We start from the raw sequence: 16,219 nt of genomic DNA, 5'->3' as shown, positions 1-16,219 counted from the left end.
CAGTATGAGAATTACGGATTTGTTGAAGAAAGATACAATCATTATTGAACTTTCTTCTTCATCAAAAGCCGAGGTCATCGACGAATTGGTCTCCAAACTTGATGAAGCTGGACGATTGCAAGATAAGGAACAATTCAAACAAGCCATTTTAACTAGGGAAAGCCAAAGCACAACTGGAATTGGTGAAGGAATTGCCATTCCGCATGCGAAGACTGCTGCGGTGAAAACACCAGCGATTGCGTTTGGACGTTCGACTAACGGAATTGATTATGAATCATTAGATGGACAGCCAAGTCATTTATTTTTCATGATTGCCGCAAGTGAAGGGGCGAATAATGCGCATCTTGAGACCTTATCAAGCTTGTCTTCATTGTTAATGGACGTTGGTTTTCGTGAAAAATTAATGAAGGTACAAAGTCCAGATGAACTCATTCGAGTTATTAATGAAAAAGAAAGTGAGTCGGAAGAAGAAGAAGCCCCAATTGAGAAAAAAGAGGGGCAGAAAAAGGTTCTTGCGGTGACAGCTTGTCCGACCGGAATTGCCCATACGTATATGGCTGCAGACGCATTAAAAGCGAAGGCAAAAGAGATGAACATTGATTTTAAGGTTGAAACGAATGGTTCAACTGGTGTAAAAAATGCACTTACCCAGGAAGAGATCGATGAAGCAGTAGCCATTATTGTTGCTGCCGATAAACAAGTGGAAATGGCTCGTTTTAATGGTAAAAAGGTCATTCAAGTTCCTGTTGCCCAAGGGATTCGCATACCAGAAGAATTGTTAACAAAAGCCGTTAACCAGGATGCGCCAACCTACCATGCCGAACAAACAACTAAGCAAAAAGCAGAAGGTGGAGAAAGAAGTGGCTTCTATAAACACTTAATGAACGGTGTCTCCAACATGCTTCCGTTCGTTGTTGGTGGCGGTTTGTTGATTGCCATTTCATTTATCTTTGGAATCAATGCATCTGACCCGAATGATCCATCTTATAACCCGATTGCTGGTGCTTTGATGACAATCGGAAGTGCAAATGCTTTTCAATTAATGATTCCTGTATTAGCCGGATTTATTGCAATGAGTATTGCTGACCGCCCGGGATTAGCACCAGGTATGATCGGTGGTTTAATGGCGACAACTGGTGGAGCCGGATTTTTAGGTGGACTTATTGCAGGGTTCCTCGCTGGTTATGTTGTACTCTTAGTGAAGAAAGTTGTTTCAGGTTTACCTTCGTCATTTGAAGGACTTAAGCCGGTATTGATTTATCCATTCTTTGGAATTTTAATTACAGGTGCAGTCATGTATGTTCTAGTAGGTCCATTAAAATATGTCATGGATGGGTTGACTGCATGGCTTGAAGGATTAGGAACTGGAAACTTAATTGTACTTGGTTTAATACTAGGTGGAATGATGTCGATTGATATGGGTGGTCCAATCAATAAGGCTGCATTTACCTTTGGTATTGCGATGATTGACGCTGGAAATTACGCACCACATGCAGCAATCATGGCAGGTGGAATGACCCCACCACTAGGACTAGCCTTAGCGACTACACTATTCAAAAATAAATTTACAAAACAAGAACGCGAGGCTGGAAAAACAGCTTACTTCATGGGAGCGTCGTTCATTACTGAAGGTGCGATCCCATTTGCAGCTGCTGACCCCGGACGTGTTATCCCGTCAGCTGTGATTGGATCTGCAATTACTGGTGCGCTAACAATGCTGTTTGGAATTGGGTTACCTGCTCCACACGGAGGAATTTTTGTCATTCCGTTTGTGACAGGTAGCTGGATGCTATATGTACTTGCGATTATCATTGGTACAATTGTTACAGCTCTGTTAGTTGGATTCTTAAAAAAGCCAATTAAATAAAGATGTGTACCCCGTGCTAAGGTGAGCACGGGGTTAGTTTTTAAGTGAGTGGGATAGGGTCATAGGTAATTATATTGTTGGTTTGTAGCAATACATTTTGGACAGTGTCCTGAGTGAGGATGAGATGTCCAAGGTTATTGTCGGTTTCAATAATGGGACCTTGGTTTGTTGATAAATATCTTATTTTTTCTTTCCACGTAAAATTAGCTGGACAAGAGTCCTTTCTTTTTTGCTTTACGATATCGTAGGTCTCATCACAATATCGATTGATTTCCTTGTTTCTTCGTTTAGCTGCATTTATTGTAACAATTGCCTTCATTAATCCACCTTGTATGCCGGAAAAGCTCATATTGTTCATTGGACTACTTGTAAATTGGTAGATGCAAAGGTTTTCGCCGGTATTGAATTCGACATTGGTTTTGACAGCAGATGCGTAATGGACGTCGCCTGATAAAATAAGGCAATGACTAGGATGCCACTCTTTAACCTGGTTAAGGAGTTCGCTAAAACCCTCTCCGTTATATTTCCAAGACTCGAAATCAAAAGCTGTTGTCACAGGGACCCCAATTGTTTTTAAAGGATAAATATATTGATTGAGAAAAGATTCGATTAAACCAATTCCATAGACAGGTGTTGGAGAAACTACTAGGAGTGGTTCTCCATTTTTCCATCCGCTTGCGTATAAACAGTCTGTAGTCGAATGCCAACCTTGTTCACCGATGAGCTGTGGGGGACGATCCTTTTCTTTGATGTTTCGACCAAGGGATACAGGAAGTGGGGAAGGATCGTATTTTCTCTGTGTCCGCGTATCGAGAAAGATTGAAGTTGGATTTGTCGGTGCGACAAAATGCCATTCATCAAAATTCCAAAGTGCTTCCTTCCACACCTCATGGGAACGTGAACCTGAATCATAGCTTTTGCTATACTTCCACATCTTCTTAAGAAAGGATTGATCAAAACGGTCAGGGTCATTGCCCCAAGCTTGAAACAACCAATAAGCCATAAGCCCGTTGGCGATAACATGTCTTCCAAGGTTGGATTGGTGTACACTGCTCTTCCAATGATGGCTAATGTTCCAGTCATCTGTGATATCATGGTCATCGAAAATCATATAAGTTGGAATATTGGCAAGTAATCTTCTCACCTTTGAAAGAGTTTGATATGTTTCCTTCACATCGGTGACATGTTCTTTATACTCTTTTTTGTAAATCTTTTCTTCTTTTTTTCGTTTATCTTTCTTCTTTTTTTGGTAAATAAAGTAGATCTGATCCTTCTCGATGGCTTCTTTAAATGCAGGGAAATCCCCACTGTCTACATAAGCATTCCACAGCTCAGGTGACCAAGATAGTAAATATAAGGTTGCATATTCACCAAATGTCATCGCATGATTACCTGAATGTGAGGAAGTGAATTTGCAAAAGCTCTCCATGATATATTGTCTTCCACGAGTTTGAAAGATTGATTTTTTAAAAGGATTCTCGTTCAGACGAGGTTCAATTTCAGTAAGTTTTTCACCTTTTCCAATAAGCTCTTTACCGGCTTTCACCATAATAGGAAAAACCGGATTAGGCACATCATCTGCATAAATTTGATCACCCAATAGAAATAAGGCGCTGGGGCGTTTCTCAAGGTCAAGGAAATTCCTTTCAATTGTTTCGTCTCCTTGACTAAGAGCATCCTCACCTTTCCCATGAAGCTTACGACATGATCCATATAAGAGATTCGTTTGTTTTTGGTAGGGGTCAGGAATAAAAAAGCTTGGAAATGGAAGGTCTCCATATGTGATGGAATTTAGTTGGTCTTTCCCTAAAAGACCGAAATCGTGTAGATCCTGAATTTCAGCATTCCTTTGAAAAAAAATATTATACCCAAGCAGTGTATCTATAGGAAATTGGGTTTCGTGAGGTGTCAGTTTGATAAGGCTGATATAAAGTTGTTTCCCTGCACGAAATGTGGTCGTTTCAGTATTGCAATTTATTTCATGGTACGAAATAGCTGTACCCTCTTTATTTTCAACTTGGTACAGCTTTGCACCAAGTTTGTATCGTTTGCTTAAAGCAATCCAAATATAGATGTGAGAAGGCTCAACACGACGCAGGATTGGCCCCGATAAAACCGTTGGTATATCCATCTGGTTCACCATCCCATTTTGTTATTTCTATATAACTATTCAGGGACCAAGGGGACGGTTCTTGTGGTTCGGGAAAGTACTTATTGTTGGGGAGGAGGACACGGTGGTGAGAAAGGTCTAGCGGTAGTAGGCAGAGAGAAAAAGAGTTAAAGCATGTACCGTGAGAAGGTTCTAGAAGTACAAGGCAGAGAGAAAAAGCGTAAGAGCATGTACCGCAAGAAGGGTCTAGAGGTACAAGGCAGAGAGAAAAAGCGTAAGAGCATGTACCGCAAGAAGAGTCTAGCGGTACACGAAAGGGAAAAGCGGCCAAGCATGTATCTCAACCTCACTATTAATATTTCGACCAACTAAATAGTTTGTCAAATTCAAGGGTAACAGCTTATAATTCGTAATAGGTATGTGTCATAAGGAGAGAATAGGATGTTACGACGTTTTTTAACATATTACAAGCCACACCGGACGCTATTTTTAATTGATTTCAGTTGTGCGGTGATTGTGGCAATTTTAGAACTTGCCTTTCCGCTTGCAGTGCAGTGGTTCATTGATTCACTTTTGCCAACCAATAACTGGTCTGCAATTGTGTGGGTGAGCATTGGTTTATTAGTTTTATATTTAGTTAGTTCAGGGTTGCAATTTATCGTGGGTTATTGGGGCCATAAGCTTGGAATTAACATAGAAACGGATATGAGGCAGCAGCTGTTCCAGCATGTGCAACGTCAATCGTTTCGTTTTTTTGATAATACAAAAACAGGTCATATTATGAGTCGGATTACAAATGATTTGTTTGATATCGGTGAGCTTGCCCATCATGGTCCAGAGGATTTATTCATTGCCATCATGACCTTTATTGGGGCATTTTGGATTATGCTAACGATTAATGTGAAGCTAGCCTTAATTGCAATCATTGTTGTCCCATTTTTAATTTGGCTTATTGCTTTTTCGAATGTTCGCATGAATCGTGCATGGAAAGCGATGTATAGCAATATTGCCGATGTCAATGCAAGGGTAGAGGACAGCGTTGCAGGGGCGCGAGTGGTCCAATCCTTCACAAATGAAGAATTTGAAATTTCAAGGTTCACGGTAGACAATCGTAAGTTCCGCCGATCTAAACTGAGTGCGTACAAGGTAATGGGGTCAACATCTGCTGGGATTTATCTCATGACGCGCTTGTTTGTGTTAATCGTGTTAGTCGTTGGCGCATGGCTGAGCTTTAATGGGGACCTGACTTATGGGGAACTAGTTGGATTTGTCCTTTATGTCAATGTTCTTTTTAAGCCGATTGATAAAATAAGTGCTTTGTTGGAGCTTTATCCAAAGGGCATGGCAGGCTTCAAACGATTTACAGAGCTCCTCGATATGGAGCCAGAGGTAAAGGATGCAAAGGATGCAGTGGCTGTTCCATCCCTCCGTGGTGATATCGTGTTTGATCATGTCACTTTTGGCTACGATGAAAAGCAGGGATCTGTCTTAAAGGATATTAATTTAAAGATCCATGCAGGGGAAACGGTTGCGTTTGTCGGTCCGTCCGGGGCAGGGAAAACAACCATTTGTTCCTTAATCCCACGTTTCTACGATGTGGATGGTGGTGCCATTTCAATTGATGGCATGGATATTCGAAAAATGACAAAGCAATCACTGCGGTCTCAAATTGGAATCGTGCAGCAGGATGTTTTCCTTTTTACAGGGACATTAAAGGAAAATATTGCGTACGGGATGCTTGGGGCAACAGACGAACAAATTGAAGAAGCGGCAAGACGTGCCCATTTAGAAGACTTTATCGCTGGTCTGCCGGATGGTTACGAAACGCAGGTTGGAGAAAGAGGACTTAAGCTTTCGGGTGGTCAAAAACAAAGGATTGCGATTGCTCGGATGTTCTTAAAAAACCCGCCAATCTTAATTTTAGATGAAGCTACTTCGGCTTTAGATACAGAAACAGAACAAATTATCCAAAAGGCGCTAACAGAGCTTTCGAAAAATCGCACAACCCTTGTGATTGCTCACCGTCTGGCAACGATTCGTAATGCAGACCGCATTGTGGTTGTAACAGAGGATGGTATAGCTGAACAAGGTGGACATGATGAGCTACTTGAAAAGGGCGGCATCTTCGCGAATCTACATCAAGTTCAATATCAATCTTAATGACCAGGAAATCCTGGTCATTTTTTTATTGACTAGGTCAATAGTCATATAAAAATTTCAGCCATAAAGCGGTCAATTGCTATAGATAGAATAGAAGAAAAAAGAATCTTGTCGTTTTCTATCAGAAGATAGAAAACTGTAAAATACATATTTAAAATTTAATTTTAAAAAATAGTAAATTTGTATGAAAGGTAATTTTAACCCCCTAACGAACTTATCTATATGACGAAAAATGAGTAGGGGGAATAGCGTGTGAAGAGAGTTTTAAAGATATTATTTGTGTTTACCTTTGTCAGCATTTTATCGCTGCAGGGGATATGGGACAATCTAGCAGAAGCAAGTGAGGGAGAAGAACCAACGATTCGCATTGGAGTTGTGCCTTCTGAGGAGTCACTTAGTGTGGGAGGAGTGAATGATTTTTCTATCAAAGACAAAGTAACAGGTGAAGTCCTTTTAACAGGATCTAATAATGAAGTACAAGTCGAATTAGCGGGATCATCCGTTGTAAAGACAAACTATCGATTACAGGTTGCATATTCAACGAGCAATGCTTATATTGCCGATTGGCTGCAACGAGCGGAATCATTTGGGTATCCAACTTATATCGAGGAATACAATAATGGGTGGAGATTATTGATTGGCGAGTTTCCAGCTGATGCCTCATTTTCAGTGAGAACGGCTTTTAAAAATGAAATCATCTCCAGAGGTTTAGGTGCTAGCGATGCTTATTGGAGGCTCATTACAACTGTTGAAGGTGAGTCCACAATCAAGATTTCTGATGGAGAAACAGCAAAAACAACGACTAACTCCATCCAGGTCATTTCAAATGATTTAGTGACAATTAACGGTAAAAAATACAGAGGTATCGCGGAGGTTGGTTTTAACAGTTCTGGGTCACTTGCGGGAATTAATGAACTTCCCATAGAGGAATATTTATATGGTGTCGTTCCACGTGAGTTGCCCCCTGTTCCATATGGTGAATTAGAAGCGCAAAAATCACAGGCGATTGCTGCTAGAACCTATGCCTTATCCAATATGGGAAAGAGAGGCAAGGATGGCTATGATCTTCTTCCAACAACATCTGACCAAGTGTATGGTGGCTATGAAGCTGAACACCCAATCTCAAATGGTGCAGTTGATGGCACACGAGGAATTGTCGCAACTTATGAAGGTAAATTAATAACGGCCGTCTTTAACTCTACTAGCGGGGGATTCTCGGCAAATAATGAAGATGTGTGGAGTTCAGAGCCTGTTCCATACCTAAGAGGGGTGCCAGATGCACAAAGAGGAAAGGCGTTTGAGCATGTTCCATCCTTAGAGGTCTTTAAAAATCATAGCAATTCAAAATCTTTACGAGCAGCAAAAGAAGGAGACTTTGAAGCAGATTGGTCGAAATACCATCGCTGGAATTTTGAATGGACGGCAGAAGAAATGAGCGATGTGTTAAGCACATCATATAATACGAAAGTAGGTAAGGTGCACGAAATCAATGTGACTGAGCGCTCAAGCTCAGGCCGCGTGATCGAAATTGAGTTTGTCACGGAAAATGGTACTTTTTATGAATACAAAGACCGAATTCGTACGACATTAAAATACATTAATGCGAGCGGTAACCAAGCTTCACTTTTAAGTACTTTGTTCCACATTGAACCGGTTATAAACAATCAAACAAAAGAAGTCGTTGGCTTTAAAGTATATGGTGGTGGCTGGGGCCATGGTGTCGGCTTGTCACAAACAGGTGCAGTGGGTATGGCTGAAAAAGGCGCAACCTTTGAGGAAATTCTTAAACACTATTACCAAGGCATTGATTTAGAGGACAGATACTAAAAAGAAGACTCGTGCAACACGATTGGTGTGCACGAGTCTCTTTTTTATAATTTGAATGAACTTTTTAATGAAACAATTCGGTTAAAGACAAGATGGTCTTCGGCAGTGTGTTTTGGATCCACATTAAAGTAGCCATGTCTAAAGAATTGGAACTTATCCTGTGGCTTCGCATTTTTCATGTTTGGTTCAACGAACCCATTTAAAATCTCAAGGGAGTTTGGATTGACATAATCAAGGAATGTTTTGTCTTCATCCTCATCCTCATTTTCTTCCGCATCTAAAATCAGTGGCTCATAAAGACGGAACTCAGCAGGCACCGCTTGTGTAGCCTCAACCCAGTGAATCGTACCCTTTACCTTACGACCAGTAAAGCCAGTACCACTCTTTGTTTCAGGGTCATACGTACAACGCAGTTCAACTACATTTCCTTCTTCATCCTTAATGACTTCTTCACATTTAATAAAGTAAGCATGCTTTAGACGCACCTCATTACCAGGGAAGAGACGGAAATATTTCTTAGGTGGATTTTCCATGAAATCCTCTTGTTCGATATAAATTTCACGAGAGAATGGGATTTGTCTTGTTCCCATTTCTGGATTTTCAGGGTTAATTTCCGCATCAAGCATTTCCACTTGTCCTTCTGGATAGTTCGTAATCACGACTTTAAGTGGGTTAATAATACCCATTGTACGTGGTACTTTTAGTTTCAAATCTTCACGAACAAAATGCTCTAGCATTTGTGTATCAACGGTACCGTTGTTTTTTGCGACCCCTAATTCACGCAAGAATGTACGGATTGCTTCAGGTGTATACCCTTTTCTTCTTAATCCCGAAATAGTTGGCATGCGAGGGTCGTCCCATCCGTCCACATGGCCTTCCTCAACTAGTTGCTTCAACTTACGCTTACTCATGACAGTATTTGTTAGGTTGATGCGACCGAATTCAATTTGCTGCGGTTTTCTTTCCATTTCACATTGCTCAACAACCCAATTATAAAAAGGACGTTGATCCTCAAACTCAATTGTGCAAATAGAGTGAGTCACACCCTCAATTGCATCCTCAAGTGGGTGAGCAAAGGCATATAATGGGTAGATACACCATTTATCACCTGTATTATGATGAGTCGTATGTGAAATTCGGTATATAACAGGGTCACGTAAATTGATGTTTGGTGACTTCATATCAATTTTTGCACGTAATACTTTTTCACCATTTTCGTACTTGCCAGCACGCATGTTTTCAAATAACTCAAGGTTTTCCTCGATCGTACGGTCACGGTATGGACTTTCCTTTCCAGGCTCTGTTAGGGTTCCGCGGTATTCACGGATTTCATCTGCACTCAAATCATCCACATATGCAAGGCCTTTTTTGATTAATAAAACAGCCCGGTTATACATTTCTTCAAAGTAATCCGAAGCAAAAAAGAGACCGTCCCAATCATATCCAAGCCATTTTACATCCTCTTTGATTGAGTTAACGAATTCAATATCCTCTTTCAATGGGTTTGTATCATCAAATCGCAGGTTAGTTGTACCCTTAAATTCATCCGCAAGGTCAAAATTTAGAATGATTGATTTGGCATGTCCGATATGTAAGTACCCATTTGGTTCTGGAGGGAAACGGGTAACGACATGATCGCGTTTTCCTGTTTCTAAATCATCGATTATAATATTTCTAATAAAGTTTGAAACGTTATTATTGTCCACGCTTATAACCTCTTTCGTTATCCTGTAGTAAACGCTCAAAAATCACAATCGGTTCGTTTTTTTTTGAACATCCTCTATAATGGATGAATATATCATAAATCCAGAAGAATTACCATTATTCTCATGTTTACCAAACTTTAAGTTGATTATGAGGCTGTCTTTCATATAAGCTTTACAATATGTTATTTTTTAATCTATGGAGCGGTGTTTTATGGAAAAAAAGAGTGAAGTTATGGAAATCTGCTTGTTAGCGGGAAAAATAATGCTTGAAAGTGGAGCCGAGACGTATCGAGTAGAGGATACGATGAACCGAATGGCCGCTGCATTTGGGATTTTATCTTCCCATAGTTATGTGACACCAACTGCCATTATGTTTTCGACGAGTGATACAGAACCTACTAACTTAATACGAATCAATGAGCGCTCAACTGATTTAGAAAAGGTAACCCTGGTGAATAGCATTTCACGCAAAATTAGCAGTGGGGATTTAACCCTTCAGGAGGCAAAGCATGAGCTAGACGACCTTTCAAAAAAGGATCTCTCCTATCCCGTCTGGATTCAGATTCTGGCAGCAACCCTTGCTAGTGGATGTTTTACCATCATGTTCCTTGGAACGTGGACGGACTTTTTACCAGCATGTGTTGCGGGAGGAGTAGGATTTGCCTTTTTTATCTACCTTCACCGGTTGATTCGAATCAAATTCTTTGCGGAGTTTTTGGCTTCATTTTTAATAGGAATGGTTGCCTATCTATTTATTAGGACAGGGATTGGAGCAGAGCTTGATAAAATTATTATCGGATCTGTGATGCCACTTGTTCCCGGGTTGGTGATTACAAACGCAGTTCGTGATTTGATTGCAGGACACCTCGTTTCCGGGATTTCAAAGGGAGCAGAAGCGTTTTTAACAGCCTTTGCAATTGGAACGGGAGTAGCTGTGGTCCTTGCGATTTTCTAAGATGAAAGGAGTTTACAATGCTTGCTCATTTGATTACAAGCTTAATTGCTTCTAGCACATTCGGGATCATCTTCAATGTTCCTAAAAAGTCCCTTTTAAAATGTGGACTAGTTGGGATGATTGGTTGGATGTTATATATCTTTTTATTTTTGCGAGGCGTCGATGCCGTTTATGCGACGCTTGCTGCCTCTGTATTGGTCGCGATTATCAGCCATATTTTTGCTAAAGTATATAAAAACCCAGTTATTATCTATAGCATCGTCGGAATCATCCCGTTGGTGCCAGGTGGAATTTCGTATGACGCGATGAGGAACTTTGTTGAAAATGACTATTCTACAGCTTTGCCACTAGCGGCAAGGGCTTTTATGATTTCAGGTGCAATTGCATTCGGTCTCGTTATCTCAGAGGTATTGAATCAATTGATTATCAGAAGAAGAAAAAAAGTGTAGTTTGAAGCCACTGGGAAACGGATTTCCAGGTGGCTTTTTATTATGCGCTAAAATCGATAGAGCTGAAATAAAAACGATAGATCTGGATTAAAATCGATAGAATCAAAATAAAGTCGATAGAATTGAAATAAAACCGATAAAGCCCAGAACCGCCAAAGAAAATCATAAATATGTAGGATTTTTCAGCATATTCATAGAAAGTAATGAGTAGGATTCAAAATGGAAAGGAGATGTGTATGAGTAAAAACGACGGTATTTACAATGATCTATCAAAGGACATGACGTATGGTGATTATCTTCAGTTAGATACTTTGCTTTCAAGCCAGCAACGACTGTCTGAACACCATGATGAGATGCTGTTTATCATCATTCACCAAACGAGTGAACTGTGGATGAAGCTTATTTTACATGAGGTAAATGCGGCAAAAGCATCTATTTTAAAAAATGACCTTGAGCCCGCGTTTAAAATGTTATCAAGGGTCTCACGCATTCAGCAGCAATTGATTCAATCATGGGATGTTCTATCAACGTTAACTCCATCAGAATATATGGAATTTAGAGGCGAACTTGGAAAATCCTCAGGCTTCCAGTCGTATCAAAATCGGTTAATTGAGTTTGCGTTAGGACATAAAAAGCCGAATGTACTCGGTGTTTATAAGCATCAGCCTGAAGTTTACAAGCAGGTTGAGGCGGCGCTCAGAGAAAAAAGTATTTATGATGCGGCAATTCTTGCCCTGTCAAAAAGAGGCTTTACAATCGACAAAACCTGCCTACAAAGGGATTGGACAGAGGATTATAGGGCCAACGAAAGCGTCGAACAGGCTTGGCTTGAAGTCTATCAAAATATTGAAAAGTATTGGGATTTTTACGAGCTTGCGGAAAAGCTAGTGGATATTGAATCCCATCAACAGAAATGGCGCTACAATCACATGATTACCGTCGAACGAATCATCGGGTACAAGAGGGGGACAGGTGGCTCGGCAGGGGTCGAGTATTTGAAGCAGGTCATGAACCATCGCTTTTTCCCAGAGTTGTGGAATATACGGACGAGACTATAGAGGTGTATCACTTAAACATGGACATTCAAATTCAAGCTGTTTCGAAAGAGGAAGAAGAGGTCTTACATAACCTCATGGAATTTTATATATACGAATTTACAAAGTATATGAGTACGATAAAGATAAACGAGGATGGTTGTTTTGACAGGTTTAATCTTGATGCCTATTGGACAGGTCGAAACCATCACGCTTATTTTGTAAGAGTAGATGGTTTGCTTGCAGGCTTTGTATTAGTGCAAAGCCAAACGGAAGAGGAACCTAATTCAATAGAGGAATTTTTTATTATGAGAGGTTATGAGGGTAAAGGAATCGGGTCAACTGTTGCCGAGCAAATCTTTGCTATGTTTCCTGGAAGGTGGCAGGTGAGACAGTCAGAGAAGAATGAGCGAGCCCGGGCATTTTGGAGAAATATCATTTCAAAATGTACAAAGGGAAACTTTGCGGAACGATTTGATGAAAGAAACTGTTCGATTCAGGAGTTTACCATATAGTTGTCTTTATAAAAAAAGGAGTTTACCGCGAGGAGAACTCCTTATTTTATGACAAATTGGTCAAACAGCAAGTAATAAACGGGGTAATGATCTAGTTGTTCAAAGCCAACTTTCTTTGCAATCGCAATGGAGTCCTTGCGAAATGATTCTGTTGTCCAATGCGGGTTTCCGCCACGACTCAGACATTCCTTAATAAAGGCGCTTGCCATTGCGGTAGCAAGCCCTTTTCCGCGATGACTTGGGTCATAAGTGTTAATTCCTATCTCGTATTCATTGTTCGATACAAAAACAGACAGACATGTTCCGATAATAGTTGACCCTCGAACGACGGCACATCCCAAGCCTTTTTGAAAAAATGAATCTAAGGATTCGCCCCAAAACTTCGTGATTTCATTTTTAACGATGTGGCTTTCATCCCAATCAATAAGATCCTTGTTAATTACTTTTAACTTATAGCCCTCAGGAATGACCTGTGTATCGTTTGGAGTAAACCATTCTTTATGAAAAACAAAAGGAACACGTTCACCTTTCAGCAGAGGAACTCGTGTGAAAATGGATTCAATGGATCCATTCCACTGATGGTTTGGATAAATTTCGAGATTTAATGTATCTTCCTCTGGGAGTGCCTCGAACCTAATCACGGATGCAATATATTCCTCAAGTTTAGAATTAAATTCCTGATTATCAACCTTGCCACAAAGATAGAACATCTCATTTTTCGCCCAAAAAAATGCTGTTTCGGGGTAATTCTGATTGTCTACAAAAATCTCTCCTGGATTGTTCCCATCAATAACACCATTTATAACTGGATGGTTCGTTAATCCCGGAAGAAGTGGTTTTACTACTTTAAAGTTACCTTTTTTTAGCTTATCAATCATTTCCCCCACGACCTTTTCCGATTTAAATACCCTTGTATATTCAATTTATTATAATGGATTCGGACATCCCAAAGAACAAATATTTATCGAAGTTACTAAAATTCCTTTTGTACTTGAAAGAATTGTGTAAAATAAAGAGGAATGAACTGTACTGGAGGAAATGTCATGGTGACAATGAAGGAAATTGCGAGACTGGCGAATGTGTCGAGTGCGACTGTTTCGCGCGTGCTGAACAATTCAGGATATGTAAGTGATGATGTTCGCAAGCGTATTTTAAAAATTATCGAGGAAACAGGCTATATACCAAGTGAGCACGCAAAAGCATTGCGGACCAAGCAATCCAATGTCATTGGTGTCATCCTGCCAAAGTTAAGCACAGAAACAGCAAGTAGGATTGTTAATGGAATCAGTGAAGAACTCGCAAAACACGGCTATCAAATCTTACTTACAAATACAAATTTGGATCCGAAAAAAGAAATCGAGTATGTAAAGCTTTTAAAAAGCAAACAAGTTGATGGAATTATTTTGCTTGCAACCAATCGAGGCGAGGAACTTTTAGAGGAAATCAATAAACTACGCATTCCATTTGTTGCGACTGGACAGGAGATGGAGGGAGTACCTTCTGTCATTAATAATAACTTCCAAGCAGCAAAGGAAATCACAAATCTGTTAATAGAAAAAGGTCATCGGAATATTGCATTTATTGGTGTAGACGAGATGGATTATGAGGTCGGGTACAAGCGAAAAGCTGGATACTTAGCGGCAATGGAGGAAAACCTACTGCCCGTTGTTAACAAGTGGATTGGAAAAGCAGAATTTACAATCGAATCAGGGTATTTGGCGGCGAAGAAAATTTTTGAAGCTTCTATTAAAAAACCAACTGCTATTGTGGCTGTAACTGACCGTTTGGCGATTGGAGCAATGGAATATTTAAAAGAACAGGGAGTGGAGCTTCCAAATGATGTTGCCTTAACTGGAATGGGTGCATCTGATTTATCAAAGTATGTTTCTCCAAAATTAACGACCGTTGATTTTCTTAGTGAATATACAGGCGCTGAGGCAGCTAAGACATTGTTGGAGATCATACAGGAAGGGACTTCCATAGAAAAAAAACAAATCGATTATAGACTAATTGTTCGAGATAGTATATAATCGGTTTTATAACGAATGTGTAATCGATTACACAAAAAACCTTTAAATTTTTTTAACGGGATGTGTAATCGATTACCTATTCTTTTGAGGTATATGTAATCGATTCCATACAGACACTATTTTTAGGGGTGATTCTAAATGTCAGAAAATCGTCGAATTGCAGAAGAAATTATCGAAGCAGTTGGGGGTAAAGAAAACATTCTTTCTGCTGCACACTGTGCAACAAGATTACGAATTATGGTTCAAGACAAAGAAAAAATTAATCAAGAAAAAGTTGAAAATGTAGATAAGGTTAAAGGGGCATTCTTTAACAGTGGTCAGTTCCAAGTCATCCTTGGTACAGGAACAGTAAATCGGATTTATGAAGAGGTTGAAAAGATAGGGATTGAAACAACAACAAAAGCTGATCAATCAAAAGAAGCAGCGAAAAGCGGAAATGCTTTTCAACGTGCAGTTCGTTCATTCGGTGACGTGTTTGTCCCAATCATACCTGCACTAGTTGCAACAGGTCTTTTCATGGGTGTCCGTGGATTGGTGATGCAAGAGCAAATTCTAGCATGGTTTGGCTTAACGCCCGCGGATATCTCTCAAAACTTTATATTATTTACTGAAATCTTAACGGATACAGCCTTTATTTTCTTACCTGCACTTGTCGCATGGTCCACATTCCGTGTGTTTGGGGGTAACCCAACGATCGGACTAATACTTGGTTTAATGCTTGTTAGCCCTTCATTGCCAAATGCATGGGGAGTTGCAGGCGGAGAGGTTGACCCAATTAAATTCTTTGGATTTATACCAGTAGTCGGTTACCAAGGTTCCGTTATTCCAGCGTTTATCACAGGTATTGTTGGTGCGAAGCTTGAAAAATGGATCCGTAAACGTGTTCCAGAAGCACTAGATTTAATTGTGACTCCATTTTTAACATTACTCATCATGATTGCATTAGCTCTATTTGCAATCGGACCAGTGTTTCATACAGTTGAAAATATCATTTTAGATGCAACAGTTGCAGTACTTGAGTGGCCATTTGGTATTGCCGGATTAATTATTGGCTTCCTTAACCAAATTATCGTTATTACAGGTGTTCACCACGTCTTTAACCTATTAGAAATCCAATTACTTGAAAAATTTGGATTCAACCCGTATAACGCCATTGTCACATGTGCAGTTGCAGCACAAGGTGGTGCGGCTTTAGCAGTAGGATTAAAAACAAAATCCGTAAAATTAAAAGCTTTAGCCTTACCATCTACCTTGTCTGCATTCTTGGGAATAACAGAACCCGCGATTTTCGGAGTTAACCTTCGTTATGTAAAACCATTTATCATGGGACTCATCGGCGGTGGTGTTGGAGGCTTCTTAGCTTCGATCCTTGGTCTTAAGGCAACAGGAATGGCAATCACGGTAATCCCGGGTACATTGCTATATTTAAACGGACAAATTTTACTTTATATCCTCGTGAACGTAGTATCCATTGCTATTGCCTTCGTTCTAACTTGGATGTTCGGGTACTCAGATAAAATGCAAGAAAAAACAGAAGGCAAGTAATCACTTGCCTTCTTTACGTAA

General features: G+C 40.0%; 12 protein-coding genes. 9 read left to right on the top strand and 3 right to left on the bottom strand.

The features are described from left to right. Nucleotides 1-4 precede the first annotated feature (4 nt). The gene (locus RGU12_RS22900) at nt 5-1,867 is read left to right on the top strand and encodes a PTS fructose transporter subunit IIABC (RefSeq protein ID WP_309538113.1); all 1,863 of its coding nucleotides are present in this window, start codon (nt 5-7) and stop codon (nt 1,865-1,867) included. 40 nt (nt 1,868-1,907) lie between these two features. On the opposite strand, the gene RGU12_RS22895 is transcribed toward RGU12_RS22900, so the two are convergent. Further along, nucleotides 1,908-3,998: a metallophosphoesterase family protein gene (locus RGU12_RS22895; RefSeq protein ID WP_309538112.1), complete on the bottom strand. Its 2,091-nt coding sequence runs from the start codon at nt 3,996-3,998 to the stop codon at nt 1,908-1,910. Between the two features lie 420 nt (nt 3,999-4,418). Between RGU12_RS22895 and RGU12_RS22890 the strand changes: the two genes are divergently transcribed. Beyond that, nucleotides 4,419-6,137 (top strand): ABC transporter ATP-binding protein, encoded by a 1,719-nt coding sequence (locus tag RGU12_RS22890; RefSeq protein WP_309538111.1) that lies wholly within the window; start codon nt 4,419-4,421, stop codon nt 6,135-6,137. A 252-nt stretch (nt 6,138-6,389) separates the two neighbouring features. After that, complete coding sequence (locus RGU12_RS22885) at nt 6,390-7,964, top strand: SpoIID/LytB domain-containing protein (protein WP_309538110.1); 1,575 nt, start codon at nt 6,390-6,392, stop codon at nt 7,962-7,964. Between the two features lie 44 nt (nt 7,965-8,008). Here the strand turns inward: RGU12_RS22885 and RGU12_RS22880 are convergent, their stop codons facing one another. Further along, the gene (locus RGU12_RS22880; RefSeq protein ID WP_309538109.1) at nt 8,009-9,670 is read right to left on the bottom strand and encodes a glutamine--tRNA ligase/YqeY domain fusion protein; all 1,662 of its coding nucleotides are present in this window, start codon (nt 9,668-9,670) and stop codon (nt 8,009-8,011) included. A gap of 211 nt (nt 9,671-9,881) precedes the next feature. On the opposite strand from RGU12_RS22880, the gene RGU12_RS22875 reads away from it, so the two are divergent. The 4 genes from RGU12_RS22875 (at nt 9,882) to RGU12_RS22860 (ending at nt 12,623) form a co-directional block, all read left to right on the top strand. Next, nucleotides 9,882-10,625 (top strand): threonine/serine exporter family protein, encoded by a 744-nt coding sequence (locus tag RGU12_RS22875; protein WP_309538108.1) that lies wholly within the window; start codon nt 9,882-9,884, stop codon nt 10,623-10,625. Between the two features lie 17 nt (nt 10,626-10,642). After that, nucleotides 10,643-11,074, top strand: a complete 432-nt coding sequence (locus tag RGU12_RS22870) for a threonine/serine exporter family protein (protein WP_309538107.1) — start codon at nt 10,643-10,645, stop codon at nt 11,072-11,074. Between the two features lie 236 nt (nt 11,075-11,310). Further along, nucleotides 11,311-12,132: a tryptophan 2,3-dioxygenase gene (gene kynA / locus RGU12_RS22865; protein WP_309538106.1), complete on the top strand. Its 822-nt coding sequence runs from the start codon at nt 11,311-11,313 to the stop codon at nt 12,130-12,132. 17 nt (nt 12,133-12,149) lie between these two features. Then, nucleotides 12,150-12,623, top strand: a complete 474-nt coding sequence (locus tag RGU12_RS22860) for a GNAT family N-acetyltransferase (protein WP_309538105.1) — start codon at nt 12,150-12,152, stop codon at nt 12,621-12,623. A gap of 41 nt (nt 12,624-12,664) precedes the next feature. Here RGU12_RS22860 and RGU12_RS22855 read toward each other — a convergent pair whose 3' ends face one another. Beyond that, nucleotides 12,665-13,501 carry a GNAT family N-acetyltransferase gene (locus tag RGU12_RS22855; RefSeq protein WP_309538104.1) on the bottom strand — a complete coding sequence of 279 codons (837 nt, stop codon included), beginning with the start codon at nt 13,499-13,501 and terminating at the stop codon, nt 12,665-12,667. Between the two features lie 165 nt (nt 13,502-13,666). Between RGU12_RS22855 and RGU12_RS22850 the strand changes: the two genes are divergently transcribed. Together RGU12_RS22850 and RGU12_RS22845 are read left to right on the top strand one after the other, a co-directional pair. Continuing rightward, on the top strand, nt 13,667-14,653 hold the full coding sequence (locus RGU12_RS22850) for a LacI family DNA-binding transcriptional regulator (RefSeq protein WP_309538103.1): 987 nt from the start codon (nt 13,667-13,669) through the stop codon (nt 14,651-14,653). A 138-nt stretch (nt 14,654-14,791) separates the two neighbouring features. Continuing rightward, nucleotides 14,792-16,198 (top strand): sucrose-specific PTS transporter subunit IIBC, encoded by a 1,407-nt coding sequence (locus RGU12_RS22845; protein ID WP_309538102.1) that lies wholly within the window; start codon nt 14,792-14,794, stop codon nt 16,196-16,198. Nucleotides 16,199-16,219: the final 21 nt, after the last annotated feature.

Source organism: Ferdinandcohnia sp. QZ13, from assembly GCF_031324165.1.
GTDB lineage: Bacteria > Bacillota > Bacilli > Bacillales > Bacillaceae_L > Ferdinandcohnia.
This window is presented reverse-complemented; position numbering and strand designations above follow the sequence as displayed.